Annotated in this window: 18 protein-coding genes; 6 read left to right on the forward strand and 12 right to left on the reverse strand. The window is 70.7% G+C overall.

All coding sequences use genetic code 11. The annotated features are described in order from the left end of the window. Window positions 1-141: 141 nt before the first annotated feature. The 6 genes from HCA58_RS11730 to HCA58_RS11755 all read right to left on the reverse strand — a co-directional run bounded on the left by HCA58_RS11730 (window position 142) and on the right by HCA58_RS11755 (window position 4,117). Entirely contained in the window at window positions 142-858 is a 717-nt protein-coding gene (locus tag HCA58_RS11730; protein WP_169597815.1) for a hypothetical protein, read from the reverse strand. Between the two features lie 342 nt (window positions 859-1,200). Beyond that, a complete protein-coding gene (locus HCA58_RS11735; RefSeq protein ID WP_169597816.1) occupies window positions 1,201-1,848 on the reverse strand; it encodes a hypothetical protein in 648 nt (215 codons plus the stop codon). Further along, window positions 1,848-2,483 (reverse strand): hypothetical protein, encoded by a 636-nt coding sequence (locus tag HCA58_RS11740; protein WP_169597817.1) that lies wholly within the window; start codon window positions 2,481-2,483, stop codon window positions 1,848-1,850. The genes HCA58_RS11735 and HCA58_RS11740 overlap by 1 nt, the downstream gene beginning before the upstream one ends. A gap of 16 nt (window positions 2,484-2,499) precedes the next feature. After that, window positions 2,500-2,760 carry a hypothetical protein gene (locus HCA58_RS11745; protein WP_169597818.1) on the reverse strand — a complete coding sequence of 87 codons (261 nt, stop codon included), beginning with the start codon at window positions 2,758-2,760 and terminating at the stop codon, window positions 2,500-2,502. Between the two features lie 273 nt (window positions 2,761-3,033). Next, entirely contained in the window at window positions 3,034-3,246 is a 213-nt protein-coding gene (locus HCA58_RS11750; protein WP_169597819.1) for a DUF397 domain-containing protein, read from the reverse strand. Then, entirely contained in the window at window positions 3,239-4,117 is an 879-nt protein-coding gene (locus HCA58_RS11755) for a helix-turn-helix transcriptional regulator (RefSeq protein WP_205808361.1), read from the reverse strand. Before HCA58_RS11755 ends, HCA58_RS11750 begins: the two co-directional genes overlap by 8 nt. A 354-nt stretch (window positions 4,118-4,471) precedes the next feature. On the opposite strand from HCA58_RS11755, the gene HCA58_RS11760 reads away from it, so the two are divergent. The 3 genes from HCA58_RS11760 to HCA58_RS11770 are packed head-to-tail and all read left to right on the forward strand — an operon-like array spanning window position 4,472 to window position 7,118. Continuing rightward, window positions 4,472-4,846: a DivIVA domain-containing protein gene (locus HCA58_RS11760; protein ID WP_169597821.1), complete on the forward strand. Its 375-nt coding sequence runs from the start codon at window positions 4,472-4,474 to the stop codon at window positions 4,844-4,846. Further along, on the forward strand, window positions 4,843-5,103 hold the full coding sequence (locus HCA58_RS11765) for a hypothetical protein (protein ID WP_169597822.1): 261 nt from the start codon (window positions 4,843-4,845) through the stop codon (window positions 5,101-5,103). Before HCA58_RS11760 ends, HCA58_RS11765 begins: the two co-directional genes overlap by 4 nt. After that, window positions 5,100-7,118 (forward strand): hypothetical protein, encoded by a 2,019-nt coding sequence (locus HCA58_RS11770; protein WP_169597823.1) that lies wholly within the window; start codon window positions 5,100-5,102, stop codon window positions 7,116-7,118. Before HCA58_RS11765 ends, HCA58_RS11770 begins: the two co-directional genes overlap by 4 nt. Before the next feature lie 6 nt (window positions 7,119-7,124). On the opposite strand, the gene HCA58_RS11775 is transcribed toward HCA58_RS11770, so the two are convergent. After that, on the reverse strand, window positions 7,125-7,889 hold the full coding sequence (locus HCA58_RS11775; protein ID WP_346775965.1) for a L,D-transpeptidase: 765 nt from the start codon (window positions 7,887-7,889) through the stop codon (window positions 7,125-7,127). A gap of 558 nt (window positions 7,890-8,447) precedes the next feature. Between HCA58_RS11775 and HCA58_RS11780 the strand changes: the two genes are divergently transcribed. The 3 genes from HCA58_RS11780 to HCA58_RS11790 all read left to right on the forward strand — a co-directional run bounded on the left by HCA58_RS11780 (window position 8,448) and on the right by HCA58_RS11790 (window position 12,349). Further along, a complete protein-coding gene (locus HCA58_RS11780; protein ID WP_346775966.1) occupies window positions 8,448-10,211 on the forward strand; it encodes a hypothetical protein in 1,764 nt (587 codons plus the stop codon). Continuing rightward, window positions 10,208-11,671, forward strand: coding sequence for an NADH-quinone oxidoreductase subunit NuoF family protein (locus tag HCA58_RS11785; protein WP_169597824.1), 1,464 nt, complete (start codon window positions 10,208-10,210; stop codon window positions 11,669-11,671). The genes HCA58_RS11780 and HCA58_RS11785 overlap by 4 nt, the downstream gene beginning before the upstream one ends. A 63-nt stretch (window positions 11,672-11,734) precedes the next feature. Then, window positions 11,735-12,349, forward strand: coding sequence for a redoxin domain-containing protein (locus tag HCA58_RS11790; RefSeq protein WP_169597825.1), 615 nt, complete (start codon window positions 11,735-11,737; stop codon window positions 12,347-12,349). A gap of 99 nt (window positions 12,350-12,448) precedes the next feature. Here the strand turns inward: HCA58_RS11790 and serS are convergent, their stop codons facing one another. The 5 genes from serS to HCA58_RS23160 form a co-directional block, all read right to left on the reverse strand. Further along, window positions 12,449-13,729, reverse strand: coding sequence for a serine--tRNA ligase (gene serS / locus HCA58_RS11795; protein ID WP_169597826.1), 1,281 nt, complete (start codon window positions 13,727-13,729; stop codon window positions 12,449-12,451). A gap of 145 nt (window positions 13,730-13,874) precedes the next feature. Continuing rightward, window positions 13,875-14,972, reverse strand: coding sequence for a MerR family transcriptional regulator (locus HCA58_RS11800; RefSeq protein ID WP_346775967.1), 1,098 nt, complete (start codon window positions 14,970-14,972; stop codon window positions 13,875-13,877). Between the two features lie 33 nt (window positions 14,973-15,005). Further along, window positions 15,006-16,199, reverse strand: coding sequence for a saccharopine dehydrogenase NADP-binding domain-containing protein (locus tag HCA58_RS11805; protein WP_169597827.1), 1,194 nt, complete (start codon window positions 16,197-16,199; stop codon window positions 15,006-15,008). A gap of 48 nt (window positions 16,200-16,247) precedes the next feature. Further along, window positions 16,248-17,402 (reverse strand): alcohol dehydrogenase catalytic domain-containing protein, encoded by a 1,155-nt coding sequence (locus tag HCA58_RS11810; protein WP_169597828.1) that lies wholly within the window; start codon window positions 17,400-17,402, stop codon window positions 16,248-16,250. Beyond that, a complete protein-coding gene (locus tag HCA58_RS23160; protein ID WP_346775971.1) occupies window positions 17,399-17,788 on the reverse strand; it encodes a hypothetical protein in 390 nt (129 codons plus the stop codon). Before HCA58_RS23160 ends, HCA58_RS11810 begins: the two co-directional genes overlap by 4 nt. Window positions 17,789-17,949: the final 161 nt, after the last annotated feature.

Consider the following 17,949-nt stretch of genomic DNA (forward strand, 5'->3'; position numbering starts at 1 on the left):
TGCGCTGCTGGCGATCCGGTTCGCCACCTCCGCCGACGGCACCTTCGTGGTGGCGACCAAGCTCAGCGTCGCGTACCGCTCGGTCTGGCGGACGAACCCGGCCACCTGCTCGACCACCAACGTTCCTCCCCCGGGGCGTCGTCAGAGCAGAGTAGGGACAACAGTGAAGTGGTAGTTGTCGCGGCCTACCGTCCGGTCGAGGGTACGCATGATCCGCTCGGGGTTGTCGTGCGGACCCTGCTGGAAGTAGGGCTTGCCGTTCAGGCCGAAGGTGATCCGGCTCGGCGGCTCCCAGGTGCCAAGATGCGGTGCGGCGCTGTAGAAGTCACGATGCGGGTCGAAACCGAGGTCGCGAGCGTAGTCCACCGCACCGAAGACCAGGTGCCGGGCGAGGTCGATGGGAGTGTGGAGCGGCGGCGTGTCGTAGGCGGAGAAGAACTCGGCAACGAAATGCGGCACCTCGTCGGGATCGGAGGTGACCGGTGGCAGGGCATTCTTCACGCCGAGACAGTAGGTGTCGATCAGGAAACCGCAGGTGCTCGCCGCGTCGCCGTCCGCCCGGGCGACCGCCACGCTGACCAGGCCGGCGCCCATCGCCATCGGCGGCAGCTCGGCGTCGTCGTCCCAGTCAGCCGGTCGGTCGGCCACGCTGAGGCCGTTGCTCCACTGCCGGCTGACCCAGCAGCCCAGCAGCGGCAGCTCCGCCGGATGTACCCGCCCCGGTCGTACGACGTCGACGCCCCGCACCAGCCGGGTGACCACCGCACGGGTGACCCCGAGATCGCGGGCGATCTGCTTGGGTGTCCTACCGGCGGACCGCAGTGCCTGCGCCCGTTCCTTCAGCTCCTTCGATTCCACCCGCGCCATCCTGCTGTCGCCCCGCCCCAGGGTCAACGCCGCCACGCGGGGCGTCAGAACGGCCGCGCTGGCGAGACGGTGTCGTGCTGTTGTGCCGCGACCGGGGTCAAATGCTCGTTGTACGGCCCGAGCGCGGAGACTCAGTTGCGCCCAGGCCAGGGAAAATCGGTATAGAGCGACTGAGGATAAGCGGCTGCCGACACGCCGACGACCGCAGCCGTCACGACGAGCAGCCCGACGATCGCACGCTTGCCCTTTGATGCTCACACCTGCGGGACGAGTCGTACCGCCACTCTGTGACGGCCGCCGAAATGCAACAAGTCACGCTCCGACCGTGAGGCATCAAAGTCTGTCGCGATACTCGCCGATGATCTCGGCCGAGCCGGTGAGCATTTCGGACGAGTCGTGCACGAGACCGCGAGCCGTGGACAGCGTGGCTTCCACAGCCCCGACGACCTCTGGTCGTCCGCCGGCCAGGACCGCGTTGAGCGCGTTCTGGCTGGCCCACATGGTCCGGTGAATCTCGGCGAGCTGCCGCGACGCCCGGTTGAGTTGCCTCACCGCGTAGTCGAGGCGGCCGATAACCTGCCCTGCGATGCTGGCCGAGCCCTCTCGCGGCCGTAATGTGTGGAGGCTTCCGGCTACGCCATTGCTGCCTCTTCTTCGGAGTCGTCCTCGGTGAGGTGCACCCGCTGCGGTGACAGCCTCTCGCTGGTCGCGTCGCTCACGAAGGTGGTCGATGCCAGCCACCACGATCGCCTTGCCCTGCGAGCCGACGATGCCGCCGATGATCGCTCCGCCTGTCGAGGCCAGGGCAGGGGACACCGGCATCCCGTACTTGGCGCTCGCGAGGCCGACCAGCATGCCGACGCCGGCCCCGCCCCACTCGACCAGCTTGCCGAGCGTTTCCTTGGCGCTCTCGTACTTCAACCTCCGCGCGAACGGCCGCTCGACTTGCTTTCTACGGCGATTGTCCTTACGCCAGCTCATCAGGCTGACGCTGGGTCCAGGTAACCGCAGCTCACAGCGATGAGCACGGGTAGATGGACTGCGATGTCGCGGGCAACCTCGGCTGGGGTAGCACCTGATGGCTCGTCGCCCTCCGCAACATTCTCGGAGTCGTCCGCGTAAAGCGCGCAAGCTCGCCAGAGATTCGGGTCGCGGAAGGAGAAGGACCAGAGTCCGTACACGTCGATCGGCACGGCGACCTTTGGTTGGCCGGCGTGGCCGATGCGGTGGAGGTGGGGCTCCTCTGGGGTGGATCCGAGACCTTCTCCGAGGGGGAGGAGCTTGTGGCGGCGAAAGACTGGTTCGAGGTCGCCGTCGGTGTCGAACTCCACGAGCAGACCACGGGCGATCAGGCTGTCGACCAGATGGGTGGCCTGAGGCTCCGGATTGGGAGCGGCTTCCAGCAGCCGGATCAGCGACTCGCGATTGACTTCGAGCTTGGCATGGCCCTCCGCGTCTACGAAGGCCGCCGCCCAGACCGCCGCCTCGGTTTCGGTCAACTCGATGAGGTCGTCGCCGAGGTGAATCTCGTAGCACTCGGGGATCGGGTCTGGAGGGCGGACATAGCGGTATCGGGGGCCCATGGACAGGCCAACGGGGACGATGACGCGTGGCATGGGTACCTCTCGGGTGTCAGAAGCCGGCGGCGTATCGCTGGGTCGTCTCGACCGCGCCGTTCGCGAGTTGCGAAGCCTCGTTGAGCTTGGCCTTGACCTGCTCGATCTGGCTGATCGCCTGGCCGACCGCAGGGTGGCTCGTGCCGGCGGTGACGGCCTGCAACAGCGCGAGGCTCTGCTCCAGCGAGTCGTGCACCGCGCGGAGTTGGGTAACGCTCTGCTGGGTTTGCTGGCCGAACCGGTTGATGCCGGCCTTGATCTCCTCAATCGACGCCACCGCGACGACTCCTCCCCGTGGGCATAGAGCGTGTTCGCAGCGACCGTACCGAATCATGCACGTTCCGTCAGCCCTCGGTCGCTGATCGGTCACGAGCGTGACTTCGCCTGAAGCGCCGACCCGAATCCTTCACCGCAGCCGGAATCTCGGAGAGTCGAGCCGAGGAAGTGATGCTCCTATCGGGCTTGATGCCACGCAGATATATCTATGTCTGTGTGACAACAAGCTCACGAAACTGTTGGAGTCGCAGAGGTTGCGCGCCGTGATCTGGGGCTACCGGCCGGGTCGGCTGCCGGGTGTCTCCTGCTTCACACCGTAGACGAAGGCGGCCCACGCCTCCGGGTGGAACACGAGGACCGGACCGGAGGGGTTCTTGCTGTCTCGTAGCCCAACGACGCCGATCAGGTCGTCGGCGACCTCGACGCACTCGCCGCCGTTGTTGCTGCGGGTGGACTTGCGCCAGGTGGCGCCGGTCAGGTCAAGCACGGGAAAACTCCTCTGCAATCTGGCGGATCAGGCTCTTTGACCGGGCCTCGTCGAGGGCATGCCCCGTCATGTCTGCCCAGATCGTGTTGTAGGTGGCCGTCTCGTGTGGCTTGTCGAGGTAGATCGCGCCGGTCGCTGATTCCAGGTAGGTCACCGGCGGCTCCACGTCCTTGCCGGAGTTGTCTGTGGGGAAGTCGATGATCGAGAAGGCTCCGGACATGGCGCCAGCGTGTAACCCTGCCGAAAATGGCAGCACATGTACGGTTACGTTGGGTAGTTCCATGGCCTTCATGATCTGATGAAGTTGTTCGATCATGACAGCACCACCGCCGACCGGGCGACGTAGCACGGCTTCGTTCAGTATCACGCTTAGTTGCGGAGGCGCGAAACGGGTGAGAAGCGCCTGGCGGTCAATCCGGAGTTGGATGGCACGCTCTCGCTCTTCATCGGCCCGCGGGTCGATCGCGCCGCCGGGCATCTCGAACACCTGTGTGGCATAGGCGCGGGTCTGGAGGAGGCCCGGAACCAGTTCGGGCCGGTAGTGACGGATGCTCGTCGCTGCTTCTTCGAGTCCGATGTAGAGCTGGAACCAGCGAGGCAGGCCGGAGCCGATGTAGTCGTGCCACCAGTTCTTGTTCTCGCGGGTGGCGGCGGTCATCGCCAGCAGCAACTCGGCGTCCTCGGTGGACGCGCCGTAGAGGTTCAGCATCTCCTTGACGTCGGCGGCCCGAAAGCGGACGTTCTCCGCGCCGTTCTCGATCCGGTGCAGGGTTGCGCGGGCTCGGTCCAACTCATCGGCGGCCTGCTCCATCGTGAGCCCGGCCGCCCTGCGCAGGGCTTCCAGTTTCCGGCCGATCTGGCGTCGGAGCATCGTCGTTCCGCTTACTGCCTGTGACACTCGTGCCTCCGCTGTCGTGGCCATTGTCGACGTGTCTCCGCGTCATTAAACAGCCACGATGTATCAAAAACAATAGACATTTCACAGAGTGTGCTCGCTGGTAGTTGGATCAGATCAAACGTCATTCGTTAGACGTTGCATTTCAATCGAGCCGGTGCTTCACTCTCTCCACGGCCACTGTGGAACCGCTGCTCAGCGGCCTCGTCTGCCCTGTGGCCGTACTGCCGATGAGGGCTGCGGTGGCAGGTGCCGGGCGGGTCCGTCGGTGCGCAGCGGGCCGACGGACCCGCCTTCCACATCGCCTACCCAACGAGAGCGAGGTCTGTCATGCGCATCCCCTTCCAGCGACGCGCCGGTCGGCGCGGCAACCAGCGTGACGAGCGGCACCACCCCGGTACCTGCTATCGCTCGACCAGCTACCGGCCGTTGCGGCCATGGCAGGTGCGGGATCGACGGTTCAGGCTGGGGCGGCGGGGCTACGACCCGATGGAGGTGGTGGCGTTCCTCGACCGGGTGGCCGGTGACCTGGAAGCCGCGTACCGGCAGGTGGCGACGGCCGACCGGGAGGCGGCGCGGATTCGGGAGGCGTTGCGGCGGTGGCAGTCCGAGCAGGCCCAGGCGCGGCAGGCCCGCCTCAACCAGCCGAGCGTGGGCCGGGCTGACACTCACCAGCGGCCCGTCAACCAGGGGCGCCACCGGTGAGCGGGCGGTGGGTCGTGCACCTGCCGGTGGCCGCGTCGGACCTGATCGCGGCGCAGCGGCTGGCCCGGGTGGTGGCCCGGTGGGCGTCGGTGCTGCCGCCGGCCGACCCCGGAGAAACCACCGTGTCGGCCGAGGACGAGCAGGGCGTACGCCATCGGGTCTTCTGTGACCTGCTGCTGTCGACCGGCCGGCGGTGCCTGCTGCAGGCCGACCACGACGGCGACTGCGCCCGGCGGTTGGGCGGTGGTCGCCGATGACGGTGGTCGACTGCGACGAGTGCTCGGGGCTGGGCTTCCTGGTGCGGCGGTGCTTCTGCACGGCCGGCGGGGACCGGCTCGTGGTGGACGGGAACGAGCATCGGGACGAGGCGTACACCGACTGCCAGGTCTGTGGCGGTGACGGCAGCGTCGCGCAGGCGTGCCACAGGTGCGGGCGGGGTGGGCGGCGGCGGGCGCAGGTCGTGCTGACCGTGGTCAACCTGGACACCGGGGCGGCGGCGTCGCGGCGACTGGTGCCCGGCGGGGCGCTGCCGCCGGTCGACGACGAACGGGTGTGGCGGGCCAGGCCGGTCGTCGCCGAGCTGGCCGGCCCGGTCGGGGTGCGCGGGCTGCGTCCGCGCTGGGGCGGGCGGGAGCTCGACGACCCGCTCGGATGGTTGCCGAAGACGTGGCGGCCCGACCTGCCGGAGCGGCAGCGGTTGGCGATGGAGGCGGCGGCCCTCGTCAGGCAGGACTTCGACCCCTGGCTGGTCTACGTGGGACGCGGCACCGAGCTGCCGCCACCAGCCGACCCGGGGCGTGAACTGGCCCGGCTCTGCGGCCTGGCCGACCTGCTGCACCTCGACCTCGTGGTGGACGCCCGCCGCCGGCACAACTGGTTGACCTGGCAGATCCGCTACGAGCTACCCGGCTCGCCGGTGCCGGACGACGACCAGGTCATCGGGTCCGTCGACCTGGCGTCGGTGGCCGCCGCCACCACAGTGGTCAGCGCCATGCGTGGACTGGACGAGCGGGGACGGCAGGCGCCCGCGTACACGGTGCGGCCGGTGCCGGCGGTCGACCCACCCCACGCGGTGGACCTCGACCGGCTGTCCCGAACGATTCTCGCGGACCTGGCCCACGACGCGCCGGGGGCGCAGGCGATCTGGCGTGACGGCCGCTGGTGGTATACCGCGCTCCGCCCCGCCGGCAGCGTCGAGAAGCTGTATGAGCGGGACACCGGCCAGATCGCCCGGTACGTGCGGGAGACGGTGCGTCGCAACACCGAACCTCCCGACCCGGCGTGGTGGGGCGAGCCGATCGGGCAGCGGCCCTGCCCGGACTGCCGGCCCGGCACCCGGCTGCGTCGCTGCCACTGCCGGATCGGTACACCCGGGCCGGATCCGCAGTGTCCGCACTGCTCCGGAGCCGGCTTCGCGCCGTCGGGCCTGGCCTGCTACACCTGCTGCGACGGCGGCCGGATCCCGGCGGCACTGACCGTCACCGTGACCGACCTGAGGCGGGTGAGTCACGAGACGTGGCGTCCGGAGCCGAAGGAGCCGGCCCCGGTGATCGGGCACCAGCCCAACGGCACGCCGGTACACCAGTTGGGCGGGCACTGGCGGTTGGCCCGGCACGCCGGCACCTTCGGGGTACGCCCGGCCGACCTGACCCGTCTCGACGAGGATCAGCCGGTCGACCAGGACCTGCTCGACGGCACGGTGACCGTCTTCGACCCCGCCGTCGAGCCGGCCCGCCAGCACGTCGAGCAGATCGGCGGCGGGCTCCCCGGGTCGCGGCTGTTCGTGCTGGCCGCCGCACCGGACGCGCCGCCGCTGACCGACCTGCTGCGGCTCGCCCACGCCCTCGACCTGACCGCCGTGCTCACCTACTGCGACCACCGGCTCGACGCGGGTGACCCGACGAAGATCCAGGGCGAGCGGTGGGATGTGCGGCTGCTGGCACGCGACGCCGAGGTGAGGGCGGAGCTTCCGTTCTGCGCCAGCGTCGAACTGGCCGTGGCCCGGTGCGTCGAGTACCTCGACGTTCACCTGCTCGCCGCCGTGCCCCGCGACCCGGAGCTGCCGGTGCCGGCGCCGCAGGCGGCCCCGTCACCGCCGGTGCCGGACCCGACCGACCTGCTGCGGCGGGTCGGCCTGCACTACGCCGGGCAGCCGGTGGTGGCGTCGTTCGACCGGACAGGTTGCCGGCTCTGGTTGGCTGAGAGGGGCCTCGTCCAGCCACTCGCGTGGGCCGCCACGCTCGACGACGCCGTCTCGGCCCTGCGACTGTGATCCGGCTCAGGAGACCGGCGGCGGGTCGGGTAGTTCGTCGACGACCACGACCGGAGTGCCGGGGCTGATCTCCTCCAGCAGCAGGCGCTGGGCGCTGGCGGTCAGCCGGATGCAGCCGTTCGTGGTCTGCTGCCCCAACTCACCGTCGTGGTACCAGGTGTGGATGCCGATGTGCGCGCCGCGCAGCCCGGCTGGTACGGAATTCGGATCGTCGGGTACCGAGCCGAGGGCGTAGATGTCCACCCCGCCGTAGACCGACTCGGGTGGTGGGGTGCGGCCCAGCACGAAGGTGCGGCCCAACGGGGTTTCCTGGCCGCGTTGACCGAGGCTGACCTGCCAGGATCGCCGGGCGGTGCCGTCGCGGTACCAGGTGAGTCGGAAAGTGGTCCGTTCCACGACGATCTGGTCGGGTAGGGCGACAGTGCGGAAGCCGCCGGGCGGTAGCCAGGCCAGTCTGCGGTTGGCCGAGGGGAGCAGTACCGCCGTCCAGCCGGACTCGCGGCGGGCGATCGGTACGGTCAGCTCCACGCCACTGATGGTGGGCATCAGGAAGGCCAGTGGGCGGCCACCGGGCGCGTCGTACGCCGCGATCCGGCGGGTCGGGTGCAGGCCCTCGGTCAGCGGTGTGGTGTCGAGGGCGTCCGGATCGTCGGGGAAACCGTCAGGGGCCGGGTCGTAGTCGATCTCCGGCAGCCCGTCGGGTGCTGGTGCGGCCGGTGGCACCGGTGCGGCCTCGTCGAAGCTCGGCACCCCCGCGCGGTCGGCAGGCACGACGACCGGTCCCGCCTGCGGCGTCGGAGTCGACGCCCACCCCGTGTAGGCGGCCCCACCCATCAACACCGCGAGGCCCACTCCGGCAGCGACACCCCGGCGCCCCCGGAACCAAAGCCTCGCAATAACCTCATTCAACACTCCTTACACGATACCCCCAAAAACCTCATTAACCCTGATATTCGGATGGAAATGCTGATTGTGGGGCGGCGACCGAGTGAGATCGCGTCTGCTGCCACCCCCACGATCTACAAGACGGGGCGGGGTGGGTGAAGGTGTCAGGGGAGGCGGGCGTCGAGGTGGCTGGCTACCGTCGTGGGCGGGAACGGTGGCGGCGAACCAACCGCTCCAGTTCCACTCGAAGAGGTTGACGATCGCCGGACGGAGTCGACGTCGGTGCATCGGGTGCTCCAGGGGGACGGGTGCCTGGACTGTCGGCGGCGGAGGCGCTATACGCGTCCGGCGGCAGGGTGGTTCGACAAACAGCCGAATTTTTTTCTTACGACACTGATCCGACCCGAGCCGTCCTGCGTACTGGAGTGGGGAACAGGTCGGCCGGTGGCGCGCCGCCGCGAGACGATCGAGGAGCAGATGGCCCGGGCAACGCAAGACGAGAAGGCGGCCGCCGTCCGCACCAGCAGCACCAGCCGGGGAGGGGTGGTCCGGTCCAGAAGTCAGGTCCTGGCGTTGTCCGCGTCCGGCCTGGCCGCGCTGTGGGCACTCATGATGCTCACCACCATCGGTCAACAGGTCTACGCCATGGCCTACTTCTTCACCGAGTTCTTCGCCGGTGTGATCACACTGGTGTCGCTGAGCCTCACCGTGATGCTGGGCCTGCTCGCCACCGACCGGCTGGTGCTGATGGTCCGGCACCGGGTCCTGCTGCAGTCCGCCCACCGGGCGACCGGCATCCTTGCCGTCAGCGGCCTGGCCATGCACGTCGTCACGAAGATCACCAGCGGGCGGGCCGGAATGACCGACGCCTTCGTCCCCTTCGTCGGTGGCCGGGGCCTCTACCTCGGGCTCGGCACCATCGCCGCGCTGCTCATGGTGAGCGTGCTCTGGACCGGCATCATCCGGGCCCGCTTCGCCGACATCGGCCCGAAGTGGGTGTGGCGAGCCCTGCACTCCCTGGCCTACGCCGCCTGGCCGTTCGGCATCTTCCATGGCCTCCTCGTCGGCCGTACGCCCGCCACCTGGGTCGGCCTGAGCTACTTCGCCTGTGTCCTGCTGGTGGTCATCGCACTGATGGTCCGGCTCTCGGTCAACCTGCAACGGCGCAGCCGTGAGCAACAGCAGGCCGCCGTCCTCAACGAGGTCATGAGCGGTGGCAGGTCCACCGAGGAGACCCGCGGCAAGAACCTGCTCGGCGCCCTGACCGGCCGCCGTGTCGGCGCGGCAGCCGACGACGGGCGCGAGAAGCGGGTCCGCCGCGACATCAGCTGGGCCGAAAGTACCTCCGGGACCTGGGCCAGCCCCACCATCCGGCGCAACGACCCGGAACGGTTCACTGTGCCGGTCGTTCCCGAGCCGGGCACGCTGCGTGAACCCGTCCGTGGCCGTCGTGACGCCGAGGAGCTGGAGCGGGCCGTACACCGCGAGACCGAGTTGTTGGAGCCGGTGGCCCGTCGTCGCCGCGACGCCGACCCGGCGTCCCGGCGCTCCTCGCGACGGGACGAGGAACTGGAGACCACCGGTCGCCGCCCGGCCCTCACCGAAGAGGAACTGGAGCCGGCGGCCCGTCGGTCGCGGCGCGACGACGAGTCGACCGGCCGTCGGTCGCGACGCGACGAGGAACGCGAACCCGTGGGCCGTCGGGCCACCCTTCGTGACGACGATCTGGTGCGGGACGAGGAGCCGGTGCGCCGACGCCGTCGTGACGACGAGGAAGAGGAAGAGTACGGCCGGTCCCGCCGGTCCCGCACCGACAGCCGGTACTCGGCCCCGCCGCAGCGCACGGAGGACGAGGCGGAGGAACCCTGGGACAGCCCTCGCCGGTGGGAGTCGAACGCCCCGATCTCGGCCGGCCCGATCTCCGGTGCCCCCAGCTCCGGATCGCCGATCTCCGCCGCGCCGCGCATCGGCAGTGGGCGGCACAGCGCCGAGGACGACCTGCCGGAGGCGGAAACCGACTACTGGCGCCCGCCGGCCCGGTACGTCCCAGAGGACGACGTGGCCGTCGACGACACCCCCACCCTTGTCGACCTGGCTTCGCGGCGTGCCCGCCGGACCTCGTCGACGGAGAGTCGTCGCCGTCGCCGGGCCGACCCGGACGGGGTCGACGGAGCCTACTGGGCTGGACTACGGGGTGAGGCGAAGTGACCGCTCGTACCGTCCCACCGGTGGCCGCCGTCGGTGAGCCGCGGCTCACCGCGGGATTCGCCGAGTTCGGCCGGCTCGACATGCGTGCCCACGAAATGGTGCACGGAGCGATCAGTCCGATGGAGCCGTCCAGCCTGCTGCGGCTGTGTGAGGGCATCCAGCTCAAAGGCAAAGGGGGCGCCGGCTTCCCCTTCGCCAAGAAGCTGCGGGCGGTGCTGGAATCCTGTGAGCGACAGGACCTGCCGCCCGTGGTGGTGGTCAACGCCACCGAGGGTGAGCCGGCCAGCTGGAAGGACAAGGTCCTGCTCACCCGGGCCCCACACCTGATCCTCGACGGTGCCGCACTTGCCGCTTTCGCGCTGGACGCCGAAGAGATCGTGCTCTGCGTCGCCGACGACATGGTCGGCCGGGAATCGTTGATGGAGGCGTTGGACGAGCGCCGGATGCCGGCGCCGACGAGCGTCGTGACGGTGCCGCACCGATTCATCAGCGGTGAGGGTGGCGCACTGGTCAACGGCATCAACGGGCTGCCGCACATCCCACCCGGCACCAAGAAACGTTCCAGTGACTCCGGCGTCAGCGGGATGCCGACCCTACTGTCGAACGCGGAGACGTACGCCCAGGTGGCGGTCGCCGCGCGGCTCGGCCCGTACGAGTACGCGGCGCTCGGCACCGACGACGAGCCCGGCACGGTGCTGCTCAGCATCACCGGAGCGGCGAAGCGCCACGCGGTTGTGGAGTGCGCGGCCGGTACCCCGTTGGCCGAGATCCTCGATCTGTGCGAGGTACCGGACGGCCCCGGCATCCTGATGGGCGGCTACCACGGCAAGTGGATCACACGGGAGGCGGCGGAATCGGCCGAGGTCTCCCGCAAGGGGCTCGCCGCCGTCGGTGGCACCCTCGGTGCGGGAATCATCGTGCCGCTCGCCGACGACACCTGCCCGCTCGGTGAGGCGGCGCAGGTCGTGCGCTATCTGGCCGGTGAGTCCGCCGGGCAGTGTGGCCCCTGCAAGCGGGGCCTGCCCGACCTGGCCCGCGCCGTCGACCTGGCGGTCTCCGGCAGCGCCCCGGTGGAGGTCGTCCGGGCTGCGGCCGGCGACGTCAAGGGCCGGGGGGCGTGCAGTCATCCGGACGGTACGTCCCGGTTCGCGCTGTCGGCGATGGAGGTCTTCGCCGACGACCTGAAGAAACACATCACCGGTGAGGGCTGCGGTCGACGGGTCAAGGGCCTGATGGGGCTACCCGGCGCCCCCGACCCCGACCCGCAGAAGCTGGTGCTTGACTGGTCCCGGTGCGACGGGCACGGCCTCTGCGCCCACGTGGTGCCGGACTTCATCCGGCTCGACCAGAACGGATACCCCGCCTTCCCGCCCACCCCCGTACCGACCTGGTTGCGGGAGGGCGCGGCGAAGGCGGTGCAGGTCTGCCCGGCGTTGGCGTTGCGGCTGACCCAGGCCTGAGTCTCACCGACCGTGGCGGCGTGGCTGTCAGGACGGCGGTGAGTGAACCGAAGGGAGACGCGGATGGGGTCGGTTCCCACGACGGGACGGTCCACCGGGGCGGTCGCCGCCGTCCTGCTCGCCACCATGCTCGCCATCGCGGGCTGCGGTGCCGGTCCGGACGCCGAGGCGGCTCCGCCCGCGGACGCTCCGGCGTCCACCACTGCCGATGCCGGCGCTGCGGATGGTGGCGTCGTCGACGCCGGATCCCCGTCGACCGCGCCGGCCGGGCCGGTGCCGGACACTTTGCGGTTCACCGGCACCACCCTGGACGGCGCCACCTTCGACGCCGCGACCCTGGCCGGTCGCCCGGTGGTGCTGTGGTTCTGGGCCCCCTGGTGCGCCACCTGCGCCAGCCAGGCGTGGACGATAGCCGAGATCGAGCCCGGCTTCCGGGACACCGTGCCGATCATCGGTGTCGCCGGGCTCGGTGAGCGCAAGGCGATGACCGATTTCGTCACCGAGTTCGAACTGGGCCCGATGCCGCAGATCGAGGACCGCGCGGGAGAGATCTGGCGGCGTTTCGAGGTCGTCGAGCAGAGCACCTTCGTCATCATCGACCGCGACGGTCGGGTGATCCACCAGGGCTGGCTGGACGGCGAGGACCTGACCCGCCGGGTCACCGCACTGGCCACCTGACCCCACACCACCACCCGGCCGCGTCGATCATGAGGTTGACGGCGTCGTCGATCTCTAGTGGTGCCGGCAACCTCATGATCAACGTGAGGGGTCGGGGGGTCAGCGAGGGGACAGGCGGTCGGTGCCCAGGAGGGAACGGAGGACCTCTGGTACCAGAACCGAGCCGTCGGGCTGCTGGAACTGCTCCAGTATCGCCGGGTAGAGACGGCTGGTGGCCAGCGCCGAACCGTTGAGGGTGTGCACGAAACGGGTCTGCTTGCCACCCGGCTCGCGGTAGCGGATCGCCGCCCGGCGGGCCTGATAGTCGCCGCCCCAGGACACCGACGAGACCTCCTTGTACTTGCCGGTGCTGGGCATCCACACCTCGATATCGAGAGTCTTGCGCATCGACGCGCTGGAATCGCCGGCCGCGAGCAGGCTGCGCTGGTAGTGCAGGCCCAGCCCCTCGACCAGGCTCTCCGCATGGCTGATCATCTGCTCCAGGGCGGCGTCGGCCTGCTCGGGCAGCGTGAACTGGAAAATCTCCACCTTGTTGAACTGGTGACCCCGGACGGTGCCCCGCTCGTCGGAGTGCGAGCCGGCCGCCTCACGGCGATAGCACGGCGTGTACGCGAACACCTTCAGCGGCAGCTTCGCGGTATCCAGGATCTCGTCCTGGTACGCACCGAGGATCGCCGTCTCCGCTGTCGGCAGCAGGAACTGCCCGCGCGGCGCGGACTGCCTGTCCAGGTGGTAGACGTCGTCGTAGAACTTGGGAAACTGACCGGCCGCGAAACCGGCACTCTCCAGCAGCAGATGCGGGGGCAGGAGGAATTCGTACCCGGCCTCGATGTTCCGCTCGATCAGCCAGTTGATCAGCGCCCACTCCAGCCGGGCACCCAGGCCGGTGTACATCCAGAAGCCGGAACCACCAAGCTTGACACCCCGCTCGTGGTCGACCAGACCGAGCATCCGGCTCAGCTCGACATGATCGCGGACCTTCTCGATGGCCGGCGGCACACCGAAAGTCCTCACCACCCGGTTGGCCTCCTTGCCGCCGGCCACGACATCCTCGGCCGGCAGGTTGGGCAACTCGCTCATGGTGGTACGCAGACGCGCCTGCACCCCGTCGAGTTCCGCCTCCAGTTCGGCGACCTGCTTACGGCCGTCGTCGGAGGTAACCTGCGGCTCGACACCAGCCCGCTTCGCCTGCGCGTACGCCCGGGCCTCGGCCTTGCGGCGCTGACGTTCCCCGTCGATCTCACTGATCAGCCGGCGGCGCTCCCGGTCGAGTCGCTGGATCTCCTCCAGCACCCGATCGACCTCGGCGGCGTCCAGCCGCTTCGCCAACGCGACGGCCACCGCTTCGCGATCCTTCCGGATCAACTCCATGTCGAGCATGCTGCTCCGTACGCCTCCGTCCGGGCTCGGGTGGACCTCCAGATGCTACCGTCGCGCCCGAACCGCACAGCCTCCCGCACCCCGCCCCCACACCGCCGTCCGAAACCACCTCGGTGGCGGACAGACCAGCGGCCGGAGCAGGCGGTCAGAGTCGGATCGGCATCAGAATGGAGAAAGCCGCCGGATCATCCGGCCGCCGGATGGCCAGCGGGGTCACCGGACCGTCCGATTCCAACACCAGGCGCGGACCGCCCGCGGCGTGCAGCGCGTCGAGCAGGAAACCGCCGTTGACACCGACCCGCAGCTCTGCCCGACCGGCCCGGTCCACGGCCCCGACGTCGGCCAGGTCGTCCGCGCCGAGCAGGCGAATCGCGTCCCGACCGCCCAGCCCCAGCACGGTCACCGGCAGCAGCTCGCCCGCGTGCTCACGGGTCACCGTGGCAGCTCCCGAACGCAACGCGGCGACCAGCCACGGCGTGTCCACCGGCACCCGCCGGGCCGCCCCGCCGGTCGATGCCGGTACCAGTGCCTGGTACTCGGGGAAGTCGTACGGCAGGGTCGTCACCCGCAACCGGTGCCCGGCGACGTCGGCGACCACCTGCCGTGCGGCCAGGGTCAGCCGGACGCCACCCATCGTCGCCGTGACGCAGAGCCGACGCAGCCGGTCGACCGCGGCCACGGGCAGCAGCGCCCGCACCGCCGGACCGCGTACCGCCGCACCGGCCGACGCCACCGCCAGCCGGTACCGGTCGGTGGCCACCAGACGTACGCCATCGCCGGTCACGTCGAACAGCACACCTGCCAAGCCCGGCGACGCCGGGTCGGTGCCGACCGCGAAACGGACGGCATCCACCGCCGTGGACAGCGCACGCCCGGTCAGGACGAGCCGGGTGGCGGACCGGGGTTCGTCGTCGGCGAGCAGGCGACGGATCCGGGCAACCTCCTGCCGTGCCTCGGCCAGCCCGCCCGCCAGCCGATCGAGGTGCGCGTCGAGAATCCGGTGCACCACCAAGGGTTCCGCGCGTACCGCCTGGGCGATCTCGGTGACCGGGAGACCGATACGGCGCAGCCCGGCCACCAGCCGGGCCGGCGCCACCTGGTCATCGGCGTACCGGCGGTACCCGGTGACCGGATCGATCCAGGCCGGCGCCAGCACCCCGGCGGCGTCGTAGAACCGCAGCGCACTCACCGTCAGCCCACTGGCCTGGGCCAGCTCACCGATGCTGCGCAGATCACTGTCCACACGCCGATCCTGCCCCCTCGACCCGGTCGAGGGTCAAGCCCGCCCGGCGTCGCCCTCGTCCAGCAGGCGGAAGGTGATGCCCGCGGAGGTCAGGCGGTGCAGCAGCGCGTCGCCCATCGCGGTGACGGGCGTGACCTGACCGGCAGTGGCCGGCAGGTCGTCGCAGGCCAGGCAGAGTGCCGACTCGGCGAGCATCTTCGCGGTCTCGTCGTAACCGGGGTCGCCGCCGGCCACCTCCGTCACCACCCGTCGTCCGCCGCCGACACCGACGAACCGGACCTTGAACCATGACGTGGCCCGCTGCTCGGCGCTCGGCCCCTGCCCGGAGGCGAGCCGGCCGAACAACCAGCGCCGGGTCGGTGGCAGCTTCACCAGCCCGGCGACGGCACCGAGCCCCGCACCGGCCACCAGCACGGTCGGCAGTCGCCGCACAGCCGCGAAGTGCCGGTAGCGGAAATCCGGGCCGTACTCGGGGCGGGCTGCCGCCGAACGGCGTACCACCTGCGGGTCGATGGTCGGTAGCGGCACCGCCCAGACGGGCAGGTCCCGCGAGCGGGCCAGCCGGCCCGGAACCGTCCGGACCCGGCGGTCGTTCGCGCGCGGCTCGGCGGCGCGGCGCTCGCGGGCCACCCGCGACGCCTCGGCGGTACGCGAAAAGGCGATCAGCGCCGAGTGGTACGTGCCGGCGGAGAACCGCCCACCGGCACGCACGTACCCGTCCACGGTGATGGCGGCGTCGGCGGGCAGGTGCTTGACGGTGAACCAGACACCGAGGTCGTGCGGGACCGAGTCGAAGCCGCAGGCGTGCACCAACCGGGCCCCGGTGCGTACCGCCTCGGCATGGTGGCGCAGGTACATCCGGTCGACGAACTCCGGTTCACCGGTGATGTCGAGGTAGTCGGTCCCGGCGGCGGCGCAGGCGGCCACCAGCGGCTCACCGTGGTGCACGTACGGGCCGACGGTGCTGGCCACCACCCGGGCGTCGGCGGCCACCGTGTGCAGCGAAGCCGGGTCGGTGACATCGGCGGTGAGCAGCGGCAACCCGGCCAGTGCCGGGTCGGTGGCGGCCAGTTCGTCCCGGACCGCGGCCAGCTTTGCGGGGTTACGCCCGGCGATCGCCCAGCGCAGCCCCGGCGGCGCGTGCCGGGCCAGGTAGCGTGCGGTGAGCCCGCCGGTGAACCCGGTAGCTCCGAACAGCACCACGTCGTACGACCGTTGGGCAGCCATCCCGTGATCATGCCACCGTCGCCGCTGATCCGCCCCGTTACCTGCCGGTCAGTGCGGGACGAACACCGCGCGCACGCACTCCTCGGGCCGGTCCCGCATGAGTGCGTAACCCTCGGCGGCCCGGTCCAGGCAGAAGCGGTGCGTGGCCAGGTGCTCGGTGCGCAGCTCGTCGCGGGCCATCCGCTCCAGCAGCATCGGGATGTGGCGCTGACCGTGCTGGCGTCCGCCCCGCACCGTCAGCGCCTTGTGCACGACGGTGCCGGTCGGGAACGCGTCGACGCGACGGACCCCGCCGTTGAGCACGAAGACACTGCCGCCCTTACGGCAGGCGTACACCGCTTCCCGGACCGCATCCGGTGCCCGGGTGCGGCCGGTGAACCGGTCGGCGAGCGACAGGTTTTCCCCGGCAGGCCCGCCAGCCGCCTCGACACACACGTCGGGCCCCCGTCCACCGGAAAGTTCCCGCAGCCGTGCCGTGACGTCGGTGTCCCGGCGGTCGATGGTCTCGGCGCCCACGTGGTGACGCGCCATCTGCAGCCGCGCGGGATGCCGGTCGACGACGATCACCCGTTCGGCACCCAGCAGCCAGGCGGACCGAGCAGCCAGTTGACCGACGGCACCGGCTCCCCACACCGCCACCACGTCGCCGGGGCGTACCTCGCCTCCCTCGGCACCCAGCCAGCCGGCCGGTGCGGCGTCCGAGGCGAACAGGGCCCGGTCGTCGTCGACCGACTCCGGCACCGCGAACGCTCCGACGTCGGCGTAGGGCACCCGGACGTACTCGGCGTGGCTGCCGGCGAAACCTCCTGCGGACCGCGGGTGGCCGAAGCAGCCCGCCACCGGGTGACCCCACTCCGCTTCGCTCGCGGTCGGGTCGGTGCTGCCGTTGTCGCAGCACGACGGCAGCCCCCGACGGCAGTACCAGCAGGCACCGCAGGCCACGGAGGCGCAGACCACCACCCGGTCGCCGATGCGGTGCCGGCGTACTCCGGCGCCCACCTCGACCACGTCGCCGAGGAACTCGTGACCGAGCACTTCCCCGGCGGTCGGGGCGGGCACCGTCCCGGCGAGCAGCGGCAGGTCGGCGCCGCAGGTGGCGCTGAGCCGTACCCGGACGATCACGTCGTGGTCGTTGCGCAGCTCCGGATCGGGGACCTGGCGTACGGCCAGCTCACCGCCGGTGCCCCAGCACAGTGCTCTCACCGCGGTGGCTCGTTCGCCGACGGTCGGGGGACACCTGCCGCCACCCCTGGCCCACGTTCGCCGGGCATCCGGTCTGGGCGTAGTACCTCACCGGTCTCGACGAGTTGTTTGACCTGCCACAACGCTTGTCGTACGAGCAGACCGGGGTCGTCGCCCAACAGGTGCGCGGTGAGCCCGGGCCAGGCGGCGTGCGGCCGTGGCCGGGCCGCCAGCTCGGTGCCCCGGCCGCCCGGTGCGCCGGTCACCGCTACCTCGACCGCGCCGTCGAGGCGGCGTAGCGGCTCCGGCCAGACCGCGGCGGGCAGCACCTGCTCCACCGGCCGGTCGACCGTCACCACCTGCCATCCGGTCGGGCACCGGACGGGCCGGGCCCGCCGCCGGGTCACCGCGGCACGCGTGGCTCGGGCCGCCGCCGCGCCCAGGGCACCGGCCACCGCGACAACTGTCCCGACCCGTCCCACTCGTGCCTCCGATCCCCGTGTCGTCGCGCCCTGCGCCCCGCCGACTGACCCGTCCGGCCCAGTGTCCGTTTGTTCGTCGCCAGCGT

Origin of the sequence: Micromonospora sp. HNM0581 (assembly GCF_012726175.1) — a bacterium.
Classification (GTDB): Bacteria; Actinomycetota; Actinomycetes; order Mycobacteriales; family Micromonosporaceae; genus Micromonospora.